Here is a 14,342-nt window from a genome sequence, read left to right as displayed (position 1 = left end):
CGGGTTAACCCCGGCTTATTTATTTTCAATTTCGCCCATTTTACCCCACCTCTTTCCCGCGTCCTTTGTTGTCGCGTACCCCTTGATAAAGATGCGAAACCTTCACGAAATACTCGGTCAGATAGTTAATACAAACCTGTACTTTCAAAGGCAGCTTATCTTTTTCGGTATACAGCGCGTACACCGGGCGCGGATCGGATTGATAGCTCGGCATTAAGATCTCAAGCGTCCCATCATTGATCTCATCGATCACCCACATCAGTGGAACGTAAGCGATCCCGGCACCTATTTTTAGCCAGCGGCTTAACGTCATGGGATCGTTTGTGACAAAGCGACCTTGCGGGATCATACGTGTGGTGAGGCCTTCCGGGGCGATCAACTCAAACTCATTGTGCGGGCGAATGCTATATTCCAGCCAGGAATGGCTGGCAAGATCGGCAGGTTTTTCTGGTGTACCGTTTTGTTGCAGGTAGCTTTTTGCGGCACAAATTACCATCGGCATCGACCCGAGGCGGGTTGAGAACAGGCTTGAATCCTGCAATGCACCAACACGAATAACCACATCCAGGCCATCGGCAATCAGGTCCGGTGCCGGAATGCCCGTGACAAGATTTACTGTCAACTCAGGGTACTCTTTGAGCATGTCAGCGGTCATGGACGCGAGGACATTTTGTGCCATAGTTGAAGAACTTCCGATGCGCAGCGTGCCAATTGGTGTGTTGTTAAATGCATAAAGTTGTTCATGCACAGCCTGCGCTTCATGTAGCATCTTGCGGCAACCGAGGTAGTAAATTTTACCCGCTTCGGTCAGCCCAATACTGCGTGTGCTGCGGTTTAGCAGCTTGACCTGTAACTCATCTTCTAATTTGGAAACGGTTTGGCTGATGGATGATACGCTCATTTCCAACTGCCTGGCCGCGGCGGTGAAAGAGCCAAGTTCGACAACTTTGGCAAATACCGACATGCGTTTAAGTCTTTCCATTGTTCACTCTGAGTTAAAAGTGATTTAGATCACAGATTATAGATAACGGGCTAACTATTGCGGTAATATATTATTAACAACACGACCCGTATCACTCGTTAGCTCAGTATTCCTGGCCGTCCCAGGGTTTGTGTCTTCCGTATTTTCTGCAAGGTTAACATGAGTCTATTTCCCGTTGTCGTGATATTCGGTCTTTCTTTTCCGCCGATATTCTTCGAGCTAATTCTTTCGCTGGCGTTGTTCTGGTTGGTTCGCCGTCTGCTTACACCGACGGGAATTTATGATTTTGTCTGGCACCCGGCATTATTTAATACAGCGCTTTATTGCTGCCTGTTTTATCTGATCTCTCGTCTGTTTGTTTGAGGTTGATGTGAAAGCACTAACAAGAAAAATAACTCGTACTGCCATCACACTGATTCTGGTGCTGCTGGCTTTCATCGCTATTTTCCGTGCATGGGTGTTCTATACCGAATCCCCATGGACGCGTGACGCTCGCTTTACCGCAGATGTTGTCGCGATTGCGCCAGATGTATCGGGTTTAATCACCGATGTGAAGGTTCGTGACAACCAACTGGTGAAGAAGGACCAGATTCTGTTCACCATCGACCAGCCGCGTTATCAGAAAGCACTGGAGCAAGCGCAGGCCGATGTTGCCTACTACCAGGCTCTGGCCGGGGAAAAACGCCGTGAAGCAGGGCGTCGTAATTCATTAGGGACTCAGGCGATGTCGCGTGAGGAGATTGAGCAATCTAATAATGTGCTGCAGACCGTTTTGCATCAATTAGCGAAAGCTGAAGCGACCCGTGACTTGGCACAGTTGGATATGCAACGCACTATTATTCGTGCGCCAGCCGAAGGTTGGGTAACAAACCTTAATGTTTATACCGGTGAATTTATTACCCGTGGTTCCACTGCAGTTGCGCTGGTTAAACGCGGTACGTTCTACATTCTGGCCTATATGGAAGAAACCAAACTGGATGGTATTCGCCCGGGTTACCGTGTGCAAATCACGCCGCTTGGTAGTAATCGCGTATTGCGCGGAACCGTAGACAGCATTTCTGCCGGGGTAACCAACGCCAGCAGTACTCGAGACACCAAAGGGATGGCGACAGTTGATTCCAACCTTGAATGGGTGCGTCTGGCTCAGCGTGTACCGGTGCGAATTCATCTTGATGAACAACAGGCTAACCTTTATCCCGCCGGAACAACCGCAACTGTCGTGGTGACTGGAGATAAAGACCGCGATACCGACCACGACTCGGTATTCATCAAATTCATGCATCGTCTGCGTGAGTTCGGCTAAGCGTAGGTTGATATGTATTTTATCTCGCGGTTACATCTGCGCTTTGCTATCAAGCTGGCCTTTGCCATCGTATTGGCAATGTTTGTCGGGTTCCAATTCCAGCTCGAAACACCGCGCTGGGCGGTGCTGACAGCAGCTATCGTTGCGGCAGGCCCGGCGTTTGCCGCAGGCGGTGAACCTTATTCTGGTGCCATTCGTTACCGCGGGATGCTGCGTATTGTCGGCACCTTTATCGGTTGTTTTGCTGCCCTGTTTATTATCACCTTACTGATTCGTGCACCGGTAGTGATGCTGCTGGTTTGCTGTATCTGGGCCGGTTTTTGTACCTGGATTTCCTCACTGGTTAAAGTCGAGAATTCTTACGCGTGGGGGCTTTCCGGCTACACGGCGCTGATTATTATCGTCACAATTCAGGCCCACCCCCTTTTGACACCGCAGTTTGCGGTTGAGCGCTGCAGTGAAATCGTGATTGGTATTGTTTGCGCGATTCTTGCTGACTTGCTCTTTTCTCCACGTTCCATCAAACAAGAAATTGATCGCGAGTTAGATAATTTGCTGGTGGACCAATATCGGCTGATGCAGTTGTGTATTGCACATGGTGAAAAAGAAGAAGTCGATAAAGCGTGGGCTGGGCTTGTGCGCCGCACTACAGCTCTTGAAGGGATGCGTACCAATCTCAAAATCGAATCTTCACGTTGGGGGCGAGCAAACCGTCGCCTGAAGGCAATCAATACAATTTCGCTTACGCTCATCACGCAGGCCTGCGAAACCTATCTGATTCAAAACACGCGTCCGGAATTCGTCACTCCAGAGTTCCGCACGCTGTTTGAGACTCCGGTGGAAACCGCTGCTGATGTTCATAAGCAAATGAAGGTTGTCCGCAAAGTCATTTCCTATGCCGGTGAAAAAAATACGCCCGTCACCATCAGTAGTTGGGCTGGTACTGTCACCCGCTACATGTTGCTCAAACGCGGTGTGGCCAGCAATGTTCGTATCAGTGCGCTGGAAGAGGAAGTATTGAACCAGGAAGTGGTGGTCAAAGTGCAGTCTGCCGAAGGCCATCACGCGATGATCAACTTCTGGCGCACGACTGTTTCATGCCTGCTTGGGAGTTTGTTCTGGCTATGGACGGGTTGGACATCAGGAAGCGGCGCTATGGTTATGATCGCCGTCGTGACATCACTGGCGATGCGCTTACCCAATCCGCGTATGGTTGCGATCGACTTCTTATATGGAATGCTGGTGGCGCTACCGCTAGGTGCTTTCTACTTCCTGGTTGTCATTCCTTCTACGCAACAAAGTATTCTACTGCTGTGTATTAGCCTCGGTTTGCTTGGTTTCTTTATCGGGATTGAAGTACAGAAACGACGTCTGGGCTCGATGGGCGCATTGGCTGGGACAATCAACATCATTGTTCTCGATAACCCGATGACGTTCCACCTCAACACTTTCCTGGACGGCGCGTTGGGGCAAATTGTGGGCTGTTTCCTGGCATTGATGGTGATATTGCTGATTCGCGATAACTCGAAAGAACGCACCGGTCGTACATTGTTGAACCAGTTTGTCTCGGCTGCGGTTTCAGCACTCACTACCAATAAAAATCGCCGTAAAGAGAACCATCTTCCTGCGCTGTATCAGCAGCTTTTCTTGCTGCTTAATACCTTCCCGGGGGATATCGACCGCTACCGTTTAGCGCTGATCTTGATTATTGCTCACCAGAGATTGCGCGATGCGCCGATTCCGGTGAATGACGATCTTTCTGCTTTCCATCGCCAACTGCGCAACACGGCAGATCGCGTGATTTCTGCATCCAGCGACGACAAAAGGCGGCGTTACTTCCAGCAACTGCTGGAAGAATTAGATATCTACCAGGAGAAATTGCGGGTCTGGGAGGCACCGATACAGGTTACCGAACCGGTGAAACGCCTGGCGCATGTGCTGCATAAATACCAGCACGCATTCATCGCTGCCTGACCCGAGCCGACGCCATGCGTCGGCTTTTTTGTATCTATACTTATACCCGTCATACTTCAACTTGCAGATGCGTTGGCTGCGTTTGCTCACCCGAATCACTTACCAGAGTAAGCTCATCGGGATTCACTCGCTTGCCGCCTGCCTGCAACTCGAATTATTTTGGGTATATCAGATGCCCAATTCATAACAGGAGAAAACTATGACAAATCAGGCACTCCAGGACAGTGAATTATTCAACACTGGCTATCTCGTAAATGGTGAATGGCGCAAGCTGAGTGAAACTTTCGAGGTTATTAACCCCGCAACGGGCGAGGTTGTCGCCAAAGTCGCAAAGGCTGGTAAAAAAGAGGCTGAAGAAGCTATCACCGCTGCCGCTAAAGCCTTTCCCGCATGGCGTGCAAAAACCGCCAAAGAACGCTCCACCATTCTCTACCGTTGGTTCCAGTTGATAATTGAGAACAAAAGCTGGCTCGGCCGCTTGATGACTACCGAACAAGGCAAACCGTTGAAAGAGGCGGAAGGGGAAGTCGAGTACGCCGCGAGTTTTATTCAGTGGTTTGCGGAGCAGGCTAAACGGGCAAATGGTGAAATTATACCTGCGATCAAACCGGGCTCACGCATTCTCGCCACCCGTGAACCGATTGGCGTTGTAGCCGCCATTACTCCGTGGAATTTCCCGATGGCAATGCTGACCCGCAAACTCGGCCCGGCGCTCGCCGCGGGCTGTACCGGAATCATCAAGCCTGCTAATAACACGCCGCTATCGGCATTTGCTTTACTGGCGCTGGCGAAGAAAGCAGGCGTGCCTGATGGCGTGCTAAATGCTGTAGCCGGTAATACGCAAGAAATCAGCGACGCGATAATGGCGAGCCATGAAGTGCGGAAGATTTCGTTTACTGGATCCACCGCCGTTGGCAAAACGCTGGTGCGCAATGCTGCGGAAACCATGAAAAAAGTCTCCATGGAATTAGGCGGTAACGCGCCGTATATCGTCTTTGATGATGCCGATATTGATGAAGCCGTGAAAGGTGCGATTGCTAACAAATTCCGTAACGCCGGGCAGGTTTGCGTCAGTGTTAACCGTTTCTTTATTCAGGAAAAGGTTTACGACCAGTTCGTCAACAAGCTGGCCGATGCGGTTAAAGCCCTCAAAGTTGGGAATGGCCTGGAAGAGGGCGTCGCCATCGGGCCATTAATTGAGAAATCCGCAGTCGATAAGGTCTGTGAACACGTGGAAGATGCGCAAGCGAAGGGGGGCAAAGTACTGGTGGGTGGCAAGAGCCATGAATTGGGTGGCAATTTCTGGCAACCCACGGTGATTGTCGATGCTAATGACGACATGAAACTGGCGCAGGAAGAAACTTTTGGCCCGGTGGCTGCCTGTTTCCGATTCAAAACGGAAGAGGAAGTGATTGAGCGTGCGAACAATACGCCATTTGGTTTGGCAGCCTACTTCTATACTCAGAATCTGTCGCGCGTATTCCGTGTCTCTCAGGCGCTTGAAAGTGGGATGATAGGGATTAACGAATGCGCAGTTTCGACTGAACTGGGACCATTTGGCGGCGTGAAAGAGTCCGGTCTTGGTCGTGAGGGTTCGGTATTGGGTCTGGATGAGTTTCTGGAAGTCAAAACCTTGCATATTGGTGGGTTGTAGAGCGATTCGTTCTGGTTAAGGTGGCAAGCAATGAAAAAATACACCTTTGATTTTAGTCAGATAGAAGACCAGCCTGGATTCTATCGTCACTTTACCCAGGCATTTCAACTTGAGAAAAAGCAGGTCCACGATCTCGACAGCTTATGGGATGTGGTCGTCGGGGGCACTTTACCCCTCCCGGCGGAAATCGAGTTTGTTCATTTACCAGAGATGCAAAGGCGGCGTTACGGGGCTTTGATTTTGCTTTTTGACGAAGCAGAGGAAGAGCTGGAAGGGCAATTGCGCTTTAACGTGCGCGGCTAACGCTATTTTAGATATAAAAAAGCCCCCGCTAGCGGGGGCAAAGTCGTCAGAATTTGACGACGAGGGTTTATTTATACAGTTCAGCGGTGGCGTGCCAGCTATCGCCAGTACGTGCTTCGGTAATGCGATATGCCGATGCACCTTCTTTAGTCGCCTTCTGTGATAATTCCTGACGCATATCCATTGGCGCACTGCCAGTCTGACTGACAGAAATGCTACCCATAGATTGCATGTTTTGTGCTTGTTCGCTGTTTATCTGATGCGCGGCTGCGTTAGCGCCGAAAGAGATAACAGAGAAAAGGCTCAGTGCTGCGATGGTTAATTTGGTTTTCATGATGTCTACTCCTGAATTATGTTCTCAACGACCGGAAGGGTTTAACTGCGTTTATTGTTCTTGGGGCCGTCGTTTTGATTAATCGGTATTACTTATACCTGCCAGGCTTATTTATACAGCTCAGCAGTGGCGTGCCATGCATCACCAGAACGTGCTTCAACGATGCGATAAGAAGATGCACCTTTCGCTTCAGCTTTTTCATTCAGCATTTGGTGCATATCCATTGGTGCACTGCCTATTTGGCTTACAGAAACTGTGCCCATCGGCTGAAGATTCTGTGCCTGTTCTGCGTTAACAGATGTGGCTGCGAAAGCACCAAATGACAGCATTGAAAGCAGACTGGCGGCTACTACTGTTGATTTCATGTTCATAATTTTTACCTCGTCGTATTCTTTTATTTGGGTCCTCATTCCGTGACCCTCATCACAAAATCAAGTATACACTAATAACGTGGAAAATTAATACCACGCTAATTATTATCTATGAAACTTTACAATAATAGAGGTTTTCTTTATTACGTAAAGTTATTAAAAATGATCTTTTATTGCTTTGTTTATGTTAAATATAAGTAAAAACAATGAGATATCAGACTTTGACTTTTTGTGCGGTTCATCACATAACTTGCTGATGGGTTGGGTTTTTAAAGTAGGAGTAGATGTGAAGAATGAAATTTGCAGGCAGGTATAAGAAAACAGAAGGATGTTATCAAGCAGGTTGCTCCCGCCATTCAATAACAGCGGGAACAGCCGTTTTAAGACTTAAAGCTCTTGTTCGAAGAGCACCAGAATCGCTTCATAAAGCTCTTTAACCGTGAAGTCTTTGGCAGGCGTAGTAAAGATAGTGTCGTCTCCGGCAATCGTGCCCAGGATCCCTTCAGCTTTACCTAAAGAATCCAGTAGGCGTGCAATCAACTGTGCAGCACCCGGGCTTGTGTGGATAACGACAACGGCATCGTTGTAATCAATATCCAGTACCAGATTTTTTAATGGACTGGATGTGGTCGGCACACCCAATTCAGCAGGCAAACAATACACCATTTCCATTTTTGCATTGCGAGTACGCACCGCGCCAAACTTGGTCAGCATGCGGGATACTTTGGACTGGTTAATGTTTTCGAAACCTTCATTTTGCAAGGCATGGACGATCTCGCCTTGAGAACTAAATTTCTCTTCTTTCAATAATGCTTTGAATGCTTTGACTAATTCTTCTTGTTTTGAGGAAATACGCATAGGTCACCCATATTCAGGTCAGCAAAGATAACATTATTATGCATTTAAATGAATTTTTATGCAAATCAATGGCTGGGTGTAAGCTTGAAATAATGTTATGAAAGGGGCTGATTTTATCAAATTTTGTTATCGAGAAACATGCCTTCGTCACGACTCGAAAATAAGTTGTTAGGTAAATTAAATGTTATCAAAATGATGTTGTTTTGCTGCGTAGGGAGGGGTAATGTAACCGCCTGTTGATGTGACAACATCAGGTTGTGACCGGGCGCTAAGGCGTCGTTTCCACCCGGCGAGTAAATGCAGCAGTAACGTTTCAGGATTGCGTAACTTCGCAAACCTTGAGCGGGAATATTGTAATTACCCCTTCTCTGGATTATGGTCGCCACCGCATGGAGTTACGGCACCTATTTGCTAACCATAATAAGGAGTTTAGGATGAAAGTTGCAGTCCTCGGCGCAGCAGGCGGAATTGGCCAAGCGCTTGCCCTTCTACTCAAGACCCAACTGCCTTCAGGTTCAGAACTCTCTCTGTATGATATTGCACCTGTAACCCCAGGTGTTGCAGTCGATCTGAGTCATATCCCGACCGATGTAAAAATCAAAGGTTTCTGTGGTGAAGATGCAACTCCTGCACTGGTTGGTGCGGATGTGGTGCTTATCTCTGCCGGTGTAGCACGTAAACCAGGTATGGACCGTTCTGACCTGTTTAACGTCAATGCGGGAATCGTGAAGAATCTGGTTCAACAGATTGCTAAAACTTGCCCTAAAGCCTGTATCGGTATTATCACAAACCCTGTGAATACCACCGTTGCTATTGCAGCGGAAGTGCTGAAAAAAGCAGGTGTGTACGATAAAAACAAATTATTTGGCGTAACTACGCTGGACATCATCCGCTCCAACACCTTTGTTGCTCAGCTGAAAGGCAAACTGCCGACCGATATCGAAGTCCCTGTTATTGGCGGACACTCTGGCGTGACTATTCTGCCACTGCTGTCTCAGATCCCAGGCGTAAGCTTCACTGAGCAGGAAGTTGCTGATTTAACTAAGCGTATTCAGAATGCAGGTACTGAAGTTGTAGAGGCGAAGGCTGGTGGCGGGTCTGCAACCCTGTCAATGGGTCAGGCTGCTGCACGTTTTGGTCTGTCTCTGGTTCGCGCGCTGCAAGGCGAAAGCAATGTGGTTGAATGTGCGTATGTTGAAGGCAATGGCGAGCACGCTCGTTTCTTCTCTCAGCCGCTGCTGCTGGGTAAAAACGGTATTGCAGAGATCAAATCTTACGGCAAACTGAGTGCGTTTGAGCACCAGGCGCTGGAAGGTATGCTGGATACCCTGAAGAAAGATATTACTCTTGGTGAAGAGTTCGTTAACAAGTAAACACCAGGCTTCAGAGATAAAAAAACCGGAACTGAGTTCCGGTTTTTTATTGCCTGTCATTCAGCATTTATCAGTTAGTGGCTGGATATTCCTGAATCGTCACTTGTAACGTCAGCTTCTTATCATCGCGCATTACTTCAACCGGAATGACTGAGCCTGGGCGAATTTCTGCCACCTGATCCATAGTGCCTAATGCCGAAATCGCTGGTTTATTGTTCACCGAAATAATCACGTCGTTAACCAGAAGGCCTGCTTTCGCCGCTGGACCGCCAGGTGAAACTTCGTTAACGATAATCCCCTGAATCTGATCAATGCCGGTAGCCGGGCCATGCAATGGTGTTATCTCACGCCCGCCAATACCTATGTAGCCACGAATCACGCGGCCATCGCGAATAAGCTTATCCATGATTTTGGTGGAAAGCTGAGTCGGGATTGCAAAGCCAATACCTTCCGGTGTTTCGCCGTCATTACTTTTATCAAACGACAACGTGTTAATACCCATTAACTCACCTAGTGAGTTAACCAGCGCACCGCCTGAGTTACCGTGGTTAATTGAGGCGTCAGTTTGCAGGAATGACTGGCGGCCTGAAGGGCTAAGGCCAATACGACCCGTCGCGCTGATTATCCCCTGCGTAATGGTCTGCCCAAGGTTATACGGGTTGCCAATCGCCATGACGACATCACCGATATGCGGCACCCGCTTATTGTTGATAGGAATAACGGGGAGGCTGGTGGCATTGATCTTCAACACAGCGAGATCGGTAAGGCTGTCGGAGCCAACCAGTAGCGCTTCAAACACACGGCCATCTTGCAGTGCAACGATGATTTGCTCGGCATCATTAATAACGTGTTTATTGGTAATGATGTAACCACGCTCGTCCATGATGACGCCTGAACCGAGAGTTTTAATTTCTAGCTGATTTTGCGAATTGTTACCAATGCTGCGGTTGTATACGTTCACCACAGCAGGCGCAGCGCGTCGCACCGCAGAGTTGTAGCTCACCGGAGTTTCATCAGCACTGTCAAACTTTGAGGGGGCTAAAGGGACGATTTTCTGGCGCAGCGTTGGTAATGCAACCAACAACAATCCAGCCACAATCAGGCCAATTACCACCGAGCGTAATATCTTTAGAAACATGGATTTGAATTAGTTAATAATAAGCCGGAAGCAGAATAGCATGAGTTAATCGGACATCGTACAGAGATGTCCGATTACTGATCAGATTAACGTACTAATAGATATATGCTCTCTTCACCACGCGCCACATGCAACGCAATGACGTCTGGTTTGCTTTCCAGAACCTTACGCATTTCCGCGATACTTGAGACCCGCTCGCGGTTCACGCCAATGATAAAATCATCTTTGTGTAACCCGGCTTGTGCCGCAGGTGTACCTTTTTCAACGCTGTCGAGTTTAATGCCCTTAGTGCCATCTTTTAACTGGCCATCACTCAGGGTTGCGCCTTGTAAGGCTGGCATAATCAGTTCTGCGTTGGCTGATGATGCAGTACTTTTATCCAGCGTCACGCTCACTTCCAACGGTTTCCCATCGCGCAGTAGGCCCAGTTTCACTACAGTTCCGGGTTCAGTTGTGGCGATTTTAGCTCGCAATTCAGCAAAACTACTGATGGCTTTGCCATTCAGGCTAGTAATCACATCACCGGCTTTCACGCCTGCTTTTGCTGAACCTGATTGCGGTAAGACTTCGCTGATGAACGCGCCACGCTGAGTTGTGAGGTTGAAGGCTTTAGCGATATCCGCACTCATCTCAGTACCTTTAATACCGAGCAAGCCGCGTTTGATTTCACCAAATTCCATCAGTTGTTTAGCCAGGGTTTGCGCCATATTACTTGGAATAGCAAAACCGATACCGACACTACCGCCGCTTGGCGCGAGAATCGCGGTATTAATGCCGATAAGCTCGCCGTTCAGGTTCAGCAACGCGCCACCGGAGTTACCACGGTTAATGGAAGCATCTGTCTGAATAAAGTTTTCTAACCCTTCAAGGTTAAGACCACTACGACCGAGTGCTGAAACGATACCTGATGTGGCTGTTTGCCCAAGGCCAAATGGGTTACCTACGGCTACCGCGAAATCACCAACGCGCAACTTGTCTGAATCAGCCACGGCGATTTGCGTCAGGCCACTCGCATTCTGGATTTGAATCAGTGCGATATCACTTTGGTCATCACCGCCAATTAATTTGGCATCAAACTCACGTCCATCATTTAACTGCACGCTGATTTTCTCAGCATGGTTAATGACGTGATTATTTGTTAACACATAGCCTTTCTCTGCATTGATGATGACGCCAGAGCCAAGACCTTCAAATGGCTGAGATTCCGATGGTGGCATGTCATCACCAAAGAACTTTTTAAACTCTTCTGGGACTTTCTGGCTCGGTGCTGCAGCTGTGCCTTCTACCTGCACGCTGACTACCGCGGGTAATACTTTTTCCAGCATTGGTGCAAGGCTTGGTATTGCTGCCTGGCCCGGAACTTGTGCTGGCAACGCCGCATTTACCTGCGATGCAATACCGAAAGTTAGTCCGATACTTATCGCTAATGCACTCAACAACAGTGTTTGTTTCTTCATTGGTGGCTTGCTCTCGTGACCTGGAAAAAGGAAAACCCGACCGACCTGTCATCTATCAAGCTACAGGGGATGACACTCCGATGTTATTGAAATATCAACCGGGTAACAATGTTGTTATAGAGTGATGAGATACTAGTAAATGATAGCTGTGCGTGAGAGAGATTGGGGTACGAAAACCGTACCCCAGGAAAAAAATACAGAATTGTGATTAATCGCGTTTTGCGCGTTCGGTACGCAGCAAACCGGATGCGCCATCGGAATAGTCACGCGGCATTTGAACCGGTGCCTGATCGTTGCTGGCTTCAGACTCAGCGAGGCGGTTACGGAATGGATTCGCTTCTGCTGACATTTCTGGCAACAAGCTGCTGGAGCTTTTTGCCATGTGTTGATAAAGCTGGCGGTAATCATCAGCCATGTTATCGAGCAATTCGGCACTACGTGCAAAATGGCTGACTAACTCTTCACGATACTCTTCAAGTTCCGCTTTGTTTTTCTCAATCTCGTACTGCATAGCTTGCTGCTGACGCAGCTTGCGGTTGCCGAAACGCATAGCAACTGCACCAACGATGATGCCAACAACTAACCCAATTAGCGCATATTCCCAGGTCATGAACTTCTCCCGTTGTATTGTGTTTCCGTAGGGTAATGTAGCCACTATAACCGTTAACCTAAGAGAAGTGGAATCCTGACGCAGCATCGCTTAGGGTAGAACGGCCTTTTTTTCGACAACCGTCCTTTTTTGAGCATTAAGTAAACGGCAATCCGATTTTTAAGGGAATACCATAATACCATGCAAAATCTCTCCCCTGCATCGCGCTACCAACAAGCCCTGACCGAGGGCAGCTATCAACCGGATGATGTGCAACGTGAGGCTGTCGCCAGACTGGACGTCATTTGGCAGGCATTAACCAGTCAAACGCCAACAGTGGCAGCTAGCGGTAATTTCTTTGGCAAACTCTTTGGTAAACGTAGCGCTTCGACAAATCAGGAGCCTGTCCGTGGGCTGTATATGTGGGGTGGAGTGGGGCGAGGGAAAACTTGGTTAATGGATATGTTTTTTCAGAGTTTACCTGGCGAACGCAAGCTACGGTTGCACTTTCATCGATTCATGCTGCGTGTACATGAAGAACTGGCTGAGTTACAGGGGCAAATAGATCCACTGGAAGTCATTGCAGACCGCTTCAAATCCCAGACGGACATTCTTTGTTTTGATGAGTTTTTCGTGTCGGATATCACGGATGCGATGTTGCTCGGCACGCTAATGCAAGCGCTGTTTGCTCGCGGTATTACGCTTGTGGCTACATCCAATATTCCGCCGGATGATCTGTATCGTAACGGTCTACAGAGGCCGCGATTTATCCCTGCGATTGACGCGATAAAGCGCCACTGTGAAATCATGAACGTTGATGCGGGTATCGATTATCGCTTGAGAACGTTGACCCAGGCCCATTTATGGCTTTCCCCACTTAATGACGAAACCGCAGGGCAAATGGAAAAACTCTACACAGCGCTGGCCGGTGCGGCGCGGGAAGGAGAGCCAGTGCTGGAAATTAATCATCGTCCATTAGCCACTTTAGGTCTTGCCAATCAAACGCTTGCTGTTGATTTCAATACGTTGTGTGTCGATGCTCGCAGTCAGCATGACTACATCGCATTGTCGCGTCTGTTCCATACCGTGATGTTGTTTAATGTACCGGTAATGAATACGCGTAATGAAAATGAAGCGCGTCGCTTCATCGCACTGGTAGATGAGTTTTACGAACGTCACGTCAAGCTGGTGGTATCAGCACAAGTTTCGCTGTTTGATATTTACCAGGGGGAAAGGCTGCGCTTTGAGTTCCAGCGCTGCCTGTCGCGCCTGCAGGAAATGCAAAGTGAAGAGTATTTGCGGTTGCCACATATGCCTTAAACGGCAATGTGCAATTGGGGCTGACTATAAAGTGAGACAAAAACGACAAAAAGGTTCGACCTTTAGGGGCGACTTCCCTATAATCTTGCGACCCCACGTTACAACCAAAGTTTTTTTCCCAAAACTTGGTCGTGCTGGCATTGGCTATTCGAAGGGGTAGGTTTGCCGGACTTTGTCGTGTGAACCTTGAACTGATTTTAAACGTTTGGGTGAACACCTACGTGTAACTATATATTGGGTAAGCTTTTAATGAAAACTTTTACAGCTAAACCAGAAACCGTACAGCGCGACTGGTTCGTTGTTGACGCTGACGGTAAGACCTTAGGTCGTCTGGCTACTGAATTGGCTAGCCGTCTGCGCGGTAAGCACAAAGCGGAATACACTCCGCACGTTGATACTGGTGATTACATCATCGTTCTGAACGCAGAAAAAGTTGCTGTAACCGGCAACAAGCGTACTGACAAAGTGTATTACCGCCACACCGGCTACGTCGGTGGTATCAAACAAGCGACCTTTGAAGAGATGATTGCTCGCCATCCTGAGCGTGTGATTGAAATCGCGGTTAAAGGCATGCTGCCAAAGGGCCCGCTGGGCCGTGCTATGTTCCGTAAACTGAAAGTTTACGCGGGCACCGAGCACAACCACGCGGCACAGCAACCGCAAGTTCTGGACATTTAATCGGGATT

15 protein-coding genes are annotated in these 14,342 nt (G+C 48.4%); 8 read left to right on the top strand and 7 right to left on the bottom strand.

The features are described 5' to 3' along the window. Positions 1 to 40: 40 nt before the first annotated feature. A complete protein-coding gene (gene aaeR / locus EDF88_RS12000) occupies positions 41 to 982 on the bottom strand; it encodes an HTH-type transcriptional activator AaeR (protein WP_134184845.1) in 942 nt (313 codons plus the stop codon). A 159-nt stretch (positions 983 to 1,141) separates the two neighbouring features. On the opposite strand from aaeR, the gene aaeX reads away from it, so the two are divergent. The 5 genes from aaeX to EDF88_RS11975 all read left to right on the top strand — a co-directional run bounded on the left by aaeX (position 1,142) and on the right by EDF88_RS11975 (position 6,216). Further along, the gene (gene aaeX, locus EDF88_RS11995; RefSeq protein WP_034459825.1) at positions 1,142 to 1,345 is read left to right on the top strand and encodes a p-hydroxybenzoic acid efflux pump operon protein AaeX; all 204 of its coding nucleotides are present in this window, start codon (positions 1,142 to 1,144) and stop codon (positions 1,343 to 1,345) included. A gap of 7 nt (positions 1,346 to 1,352) precedes the next feature. After that, on the top strand, positions 1,353 to 2,285 hold the full coding sequence (gene aaeA / locus EDF88_RS11990) for a p-hydroxybenzoic acid efflux pump subunit AaeA (RefSeq protein ID WP_134184843.1): 933 nt from the start codon (positions 1,353 to 1,355) through the stop codon (positions 2,283 to 2,285). Between the two features lie 12 nt (positions 2,286 to 2,297). Beyond that, positions 2,298 to 4,259, top strand: coding sequence for a p-hydroxybenzoic acid efflux pump subunit AaeB (gene aaeB, locus EDF88_RS11985; RefSeq protein WP_134184840.1), 1,962 nt, complete (start codon positions 2,298 to 2,300; stop codon positions 4,257 to 4,259). A 199-nt stretch (positions 4,260 to 4,458) separates the two neighbouring features. Then, complete coding sequence (locus EDF88_RS11980; protein ID WP_134184838.1) at positions 4,459 to 5,913, top strand: NAD-dependent succinate-semialdehyde dehydrogenase; 1,455 nt, start codon at positions 4,459 to 4,461, stop codon at positions 5,911 to 5,913. 30 nt (positions 5,914 to 5,943) lie between these two features. Beyond that, the gene (locus EDF88_RS11975) at positions 5,944 to 6,216 is read left to right on the top strand and encodes a barstar family protein (protein WP_134184836.1); all 273 of its coding nucleotides are present in this window, start codon (positions 5,944 to 5,946) and stop codon (positions 6,214 to 6,216) included. Positions 6,217 to 6,283: 67 nt separating this feature from the next. On the opposite strand, the gene yhcN (EDF88_RS11970) is transcribed toward EDF88_RS11975, so the two are convergent. From yhcN (EDF88_RS11970) to argR, 3 genes are all read right to left on the bottom strand, one after another. After that, positions 6,284 to 6,550, bottom strand: a complete 267-nt coding sequence (gene yhcN, locus EDF88_RS11970; protein ID WP_134184834.1) for a peroxide/acid stress response protein YhcN — start codon at positions 6,548 to 6,550, stop codon at positions 6,284 to 6,286. A gap of 107 nt (positions 6,551 to 6,657) precedes the next feature. Then, a complete protein-coding gene (gene yhcN, locus EDF88_RS11965) occupies positions 6,658 to 6,921 on the bottom strand; it encodes a peroxide/acid stress response protein YhcN (protein WP_034459813.1) in 264 nt (87 codons plus the stop codon). A 387-nt stretch (positions 6,922 to 7,308) separates the two neighbouring features. Beyond that, positions 7,309 to 7,779: a transcriptional regulator ArgR gene (gene argR, locus EDF88_RS11960; protein WP_034459812.1), complete on the bottom strand. Its 471-nt coding sequence runs from the start codon at positions 7,777 to 7,779 to the stop codon at positions 7,309 to 7,311. A 434-nt stretch (positions 7,780 to 8,213) separates the two neighbouring features. On the opposite strand from argR, the gene mdh reads away from it, so the two are divergent. Next, positions 8,214 to 9,152 (top strand): malate dehydrogenase, encoded by a 939-nt coding sequence (gene mdh, locus EDF88_RS11955; protein WP_134184832.1) that lies wholly within the window; start codon positions 8,214 to 8,216, stop codon positions 9,150 to 9,152. Positions 9,153 to 9,222: 70 nt separating this feature from the next. Here mdh and degS read toward each other — a convergent pair whose 3' ends face one another. The 3 genes from degS to zapG all read right to left on the bottom strand — a co-directional run bounded on the left by degS (position 9,223) and on the right by zapG (position 12,357). Beyond that, on the bottom strand, positions 9,223 to 10,290 hold the full coding sequence (gene degS / locus EDF88_RS11950) for an outer membrane-stress sensor serine endopeptidase DegS (protein ID WP_064514134.1): 1,068 nt from the start codon (positions 10,288 to 10,290) through the stop codon (positions 9,223 to 9,225). An 86-nt stretch (positions 10,291 to 10,376) separates the two neighbouring features. Then, positions 10,377 to 11,747, bottom strand: coding sequence for a serine endoprotease DegQ (gene degQ, locus EDF88_RS11945; protein ID WP_134184830.1), 1,371 nt, complete (start codon positions 11,745 to 11,747; stop codon positions 10,377 to 10,379). 208 nt (positions 11,748 to 11,955) lie between these two features. Beyond that, a complete protein-coding gene (zapG, locus tag EDF88_RS11940) occupies positions 11,956 to 12,357 on the bottom strand; it encodes a Z-ring associated protein ZapG (protein ID WP_064514130.1) in 402 nt (133 codons plus the stop codon). A 180-nt stretch (positions 12,358 to 12,537) separates the two neighbouring features. On the opposite strand from zapG, the gene zapE reads away from it, so the two are divergent. Then, entirely contained in the window at positions 12,538 to 13,656 is a 1,119-nt protein-coding gene (gene zapE, locus EDF88_RS11935) for a cell division protein ZapE (RefSeq protein WP_064514128.1), read from the top strand. A 249-nt stretch (positions 13,657 to 13,905) separates the two neighbouring features. Further along, the gene (rplM, locus tag EDF88_RS11930; RefSeq protein WP_064514126.1) at positions 13,906 to 14,334 is read left to right on the top strand and encodes a 50S ribosomal protein L13; all 429 of its coding nucleotides are present in this window, start codon (positions 13,906 to 13,908) and stop codon (positions 14,332 to 14,334) included. Positions 14,335 to 14,342: the final 8 nt, after the last annotated feature.

The sequence above is a fragment of the Buttiauxella sp. BIGb0552 genome (assembly GCF_004366275.1).
Lineage (GTDB): Bacteria > Pseudomonadota > Gammaproteobacteria > Enterobacterales > Enterobacteriaceae > Buttiauxella > Buttiauxella gaviniae.
The sequence above is the reverse complement of the archived record's forward strand: the minus strand, read 5'-3'. Positions and strand labels throughout refer to the sequence as shown.

What these genes read in the sequence shown, in the direction of transcription:
- aaeR (WP_134184845.1), bottom strand. Translation starts at nt 982, where the DNA reads ATGGAAAGACTTAAACGCATGTCGGTATTTGCCAAAGTTGTCGAACTT.
- aaeX (WP_034459825.1), top strand. Translation starts at nt 1,142, where the DNA reads ATGAGTCTATTTCCCGTTGTCGTGATATTCGGTCTTTCTTTTCCGCCG.
- aaeB (WP_134184840.1), top strand. Translation starts at nt 2,298, where the DNA reads ATGTATTTTATCTCGCGGTTACATCTGCGCTTTGCTATCAAGCTGGCC.
- EDF88_RS11980 (WP_134184838.1), top strand. Translation starts at nt 4,459, where the DNA reads ATGACAAATCAGGCACTCCAGGACAGTGAATTATTCAACACTGGCTAT.
- EDF88_RS11975 (WP_134184836.1), top strand. Translation starts at nt 5,944, where the DNA reads ATGAAAAAATACACCTTTGATTTTAGTCAGATAGAAGACCAGCCTGGA.
- yhcN (WP_134184834.1), bottom strand. Translation starts at nt 6,550, where the DNA reads ATGAAAACCAAATTAACCATCGCAGCACTGAGCCTTTTCTCTGTTATC.
- yhcN (WP_034459813.1), bottom strand. Translation starts at nt 6,921, where the DNA reads ATGAACATGAAATCAACAGTAGTAGCCGCCAGTCTGCTTTCAATGCTG.
- argR (WP_034459812.1), bottom strand. Translation starts at nt 7,779, where the DNA reads ATGCGTATTTCCTCAAAACAAGAAGAATTAGTCAAAGCATTCAAAGCA.
- mdh (WP_134184832.1), top strand. Translation starts at nt 8,214, where the DNA reads ATGAAAGTTGCAGTCCTCGGCGCAGCAGGCGGAATTGGCCAAGCGCTT.
- degS (WP_064514134.1), bottom strand. Translation starts at nt 10,290, where the DNA reads ATGTTTCTAAAGATATTACGCTCGGTGGTAATTGGCCTGATTGTGGCT.
- degQ (WP_134184830.1), bottom strand. Translation starts at nt 11,747, where the DNA reads ATGAAGAAACAAACACTGTTGTTGAGTGCATTAGCGATAAGTATCGGA.
- zapG (WP_064514130.1), bottom strand. Translation starts at nt 12,357, where the DNA reads ATGACCTGGGAATATGCGCTAATTGGGTTAGTTGTTGGCATCATCGTT.
- zapE (WP_064514128.1), top strand. Translation starts at nt 12,538, where the DNA reads ATGCAAAATCTCTCCCCTGCATCGCGCTACCAACAAGCCCTGACCGAG.
- rplM (WP_064514126.1), top strand. Translation starts at nt 13,906, where the DNA reads ATGAAAACTTTTACAGCTAAACCAGAAACCGTACAGCGCGACTGGTTC.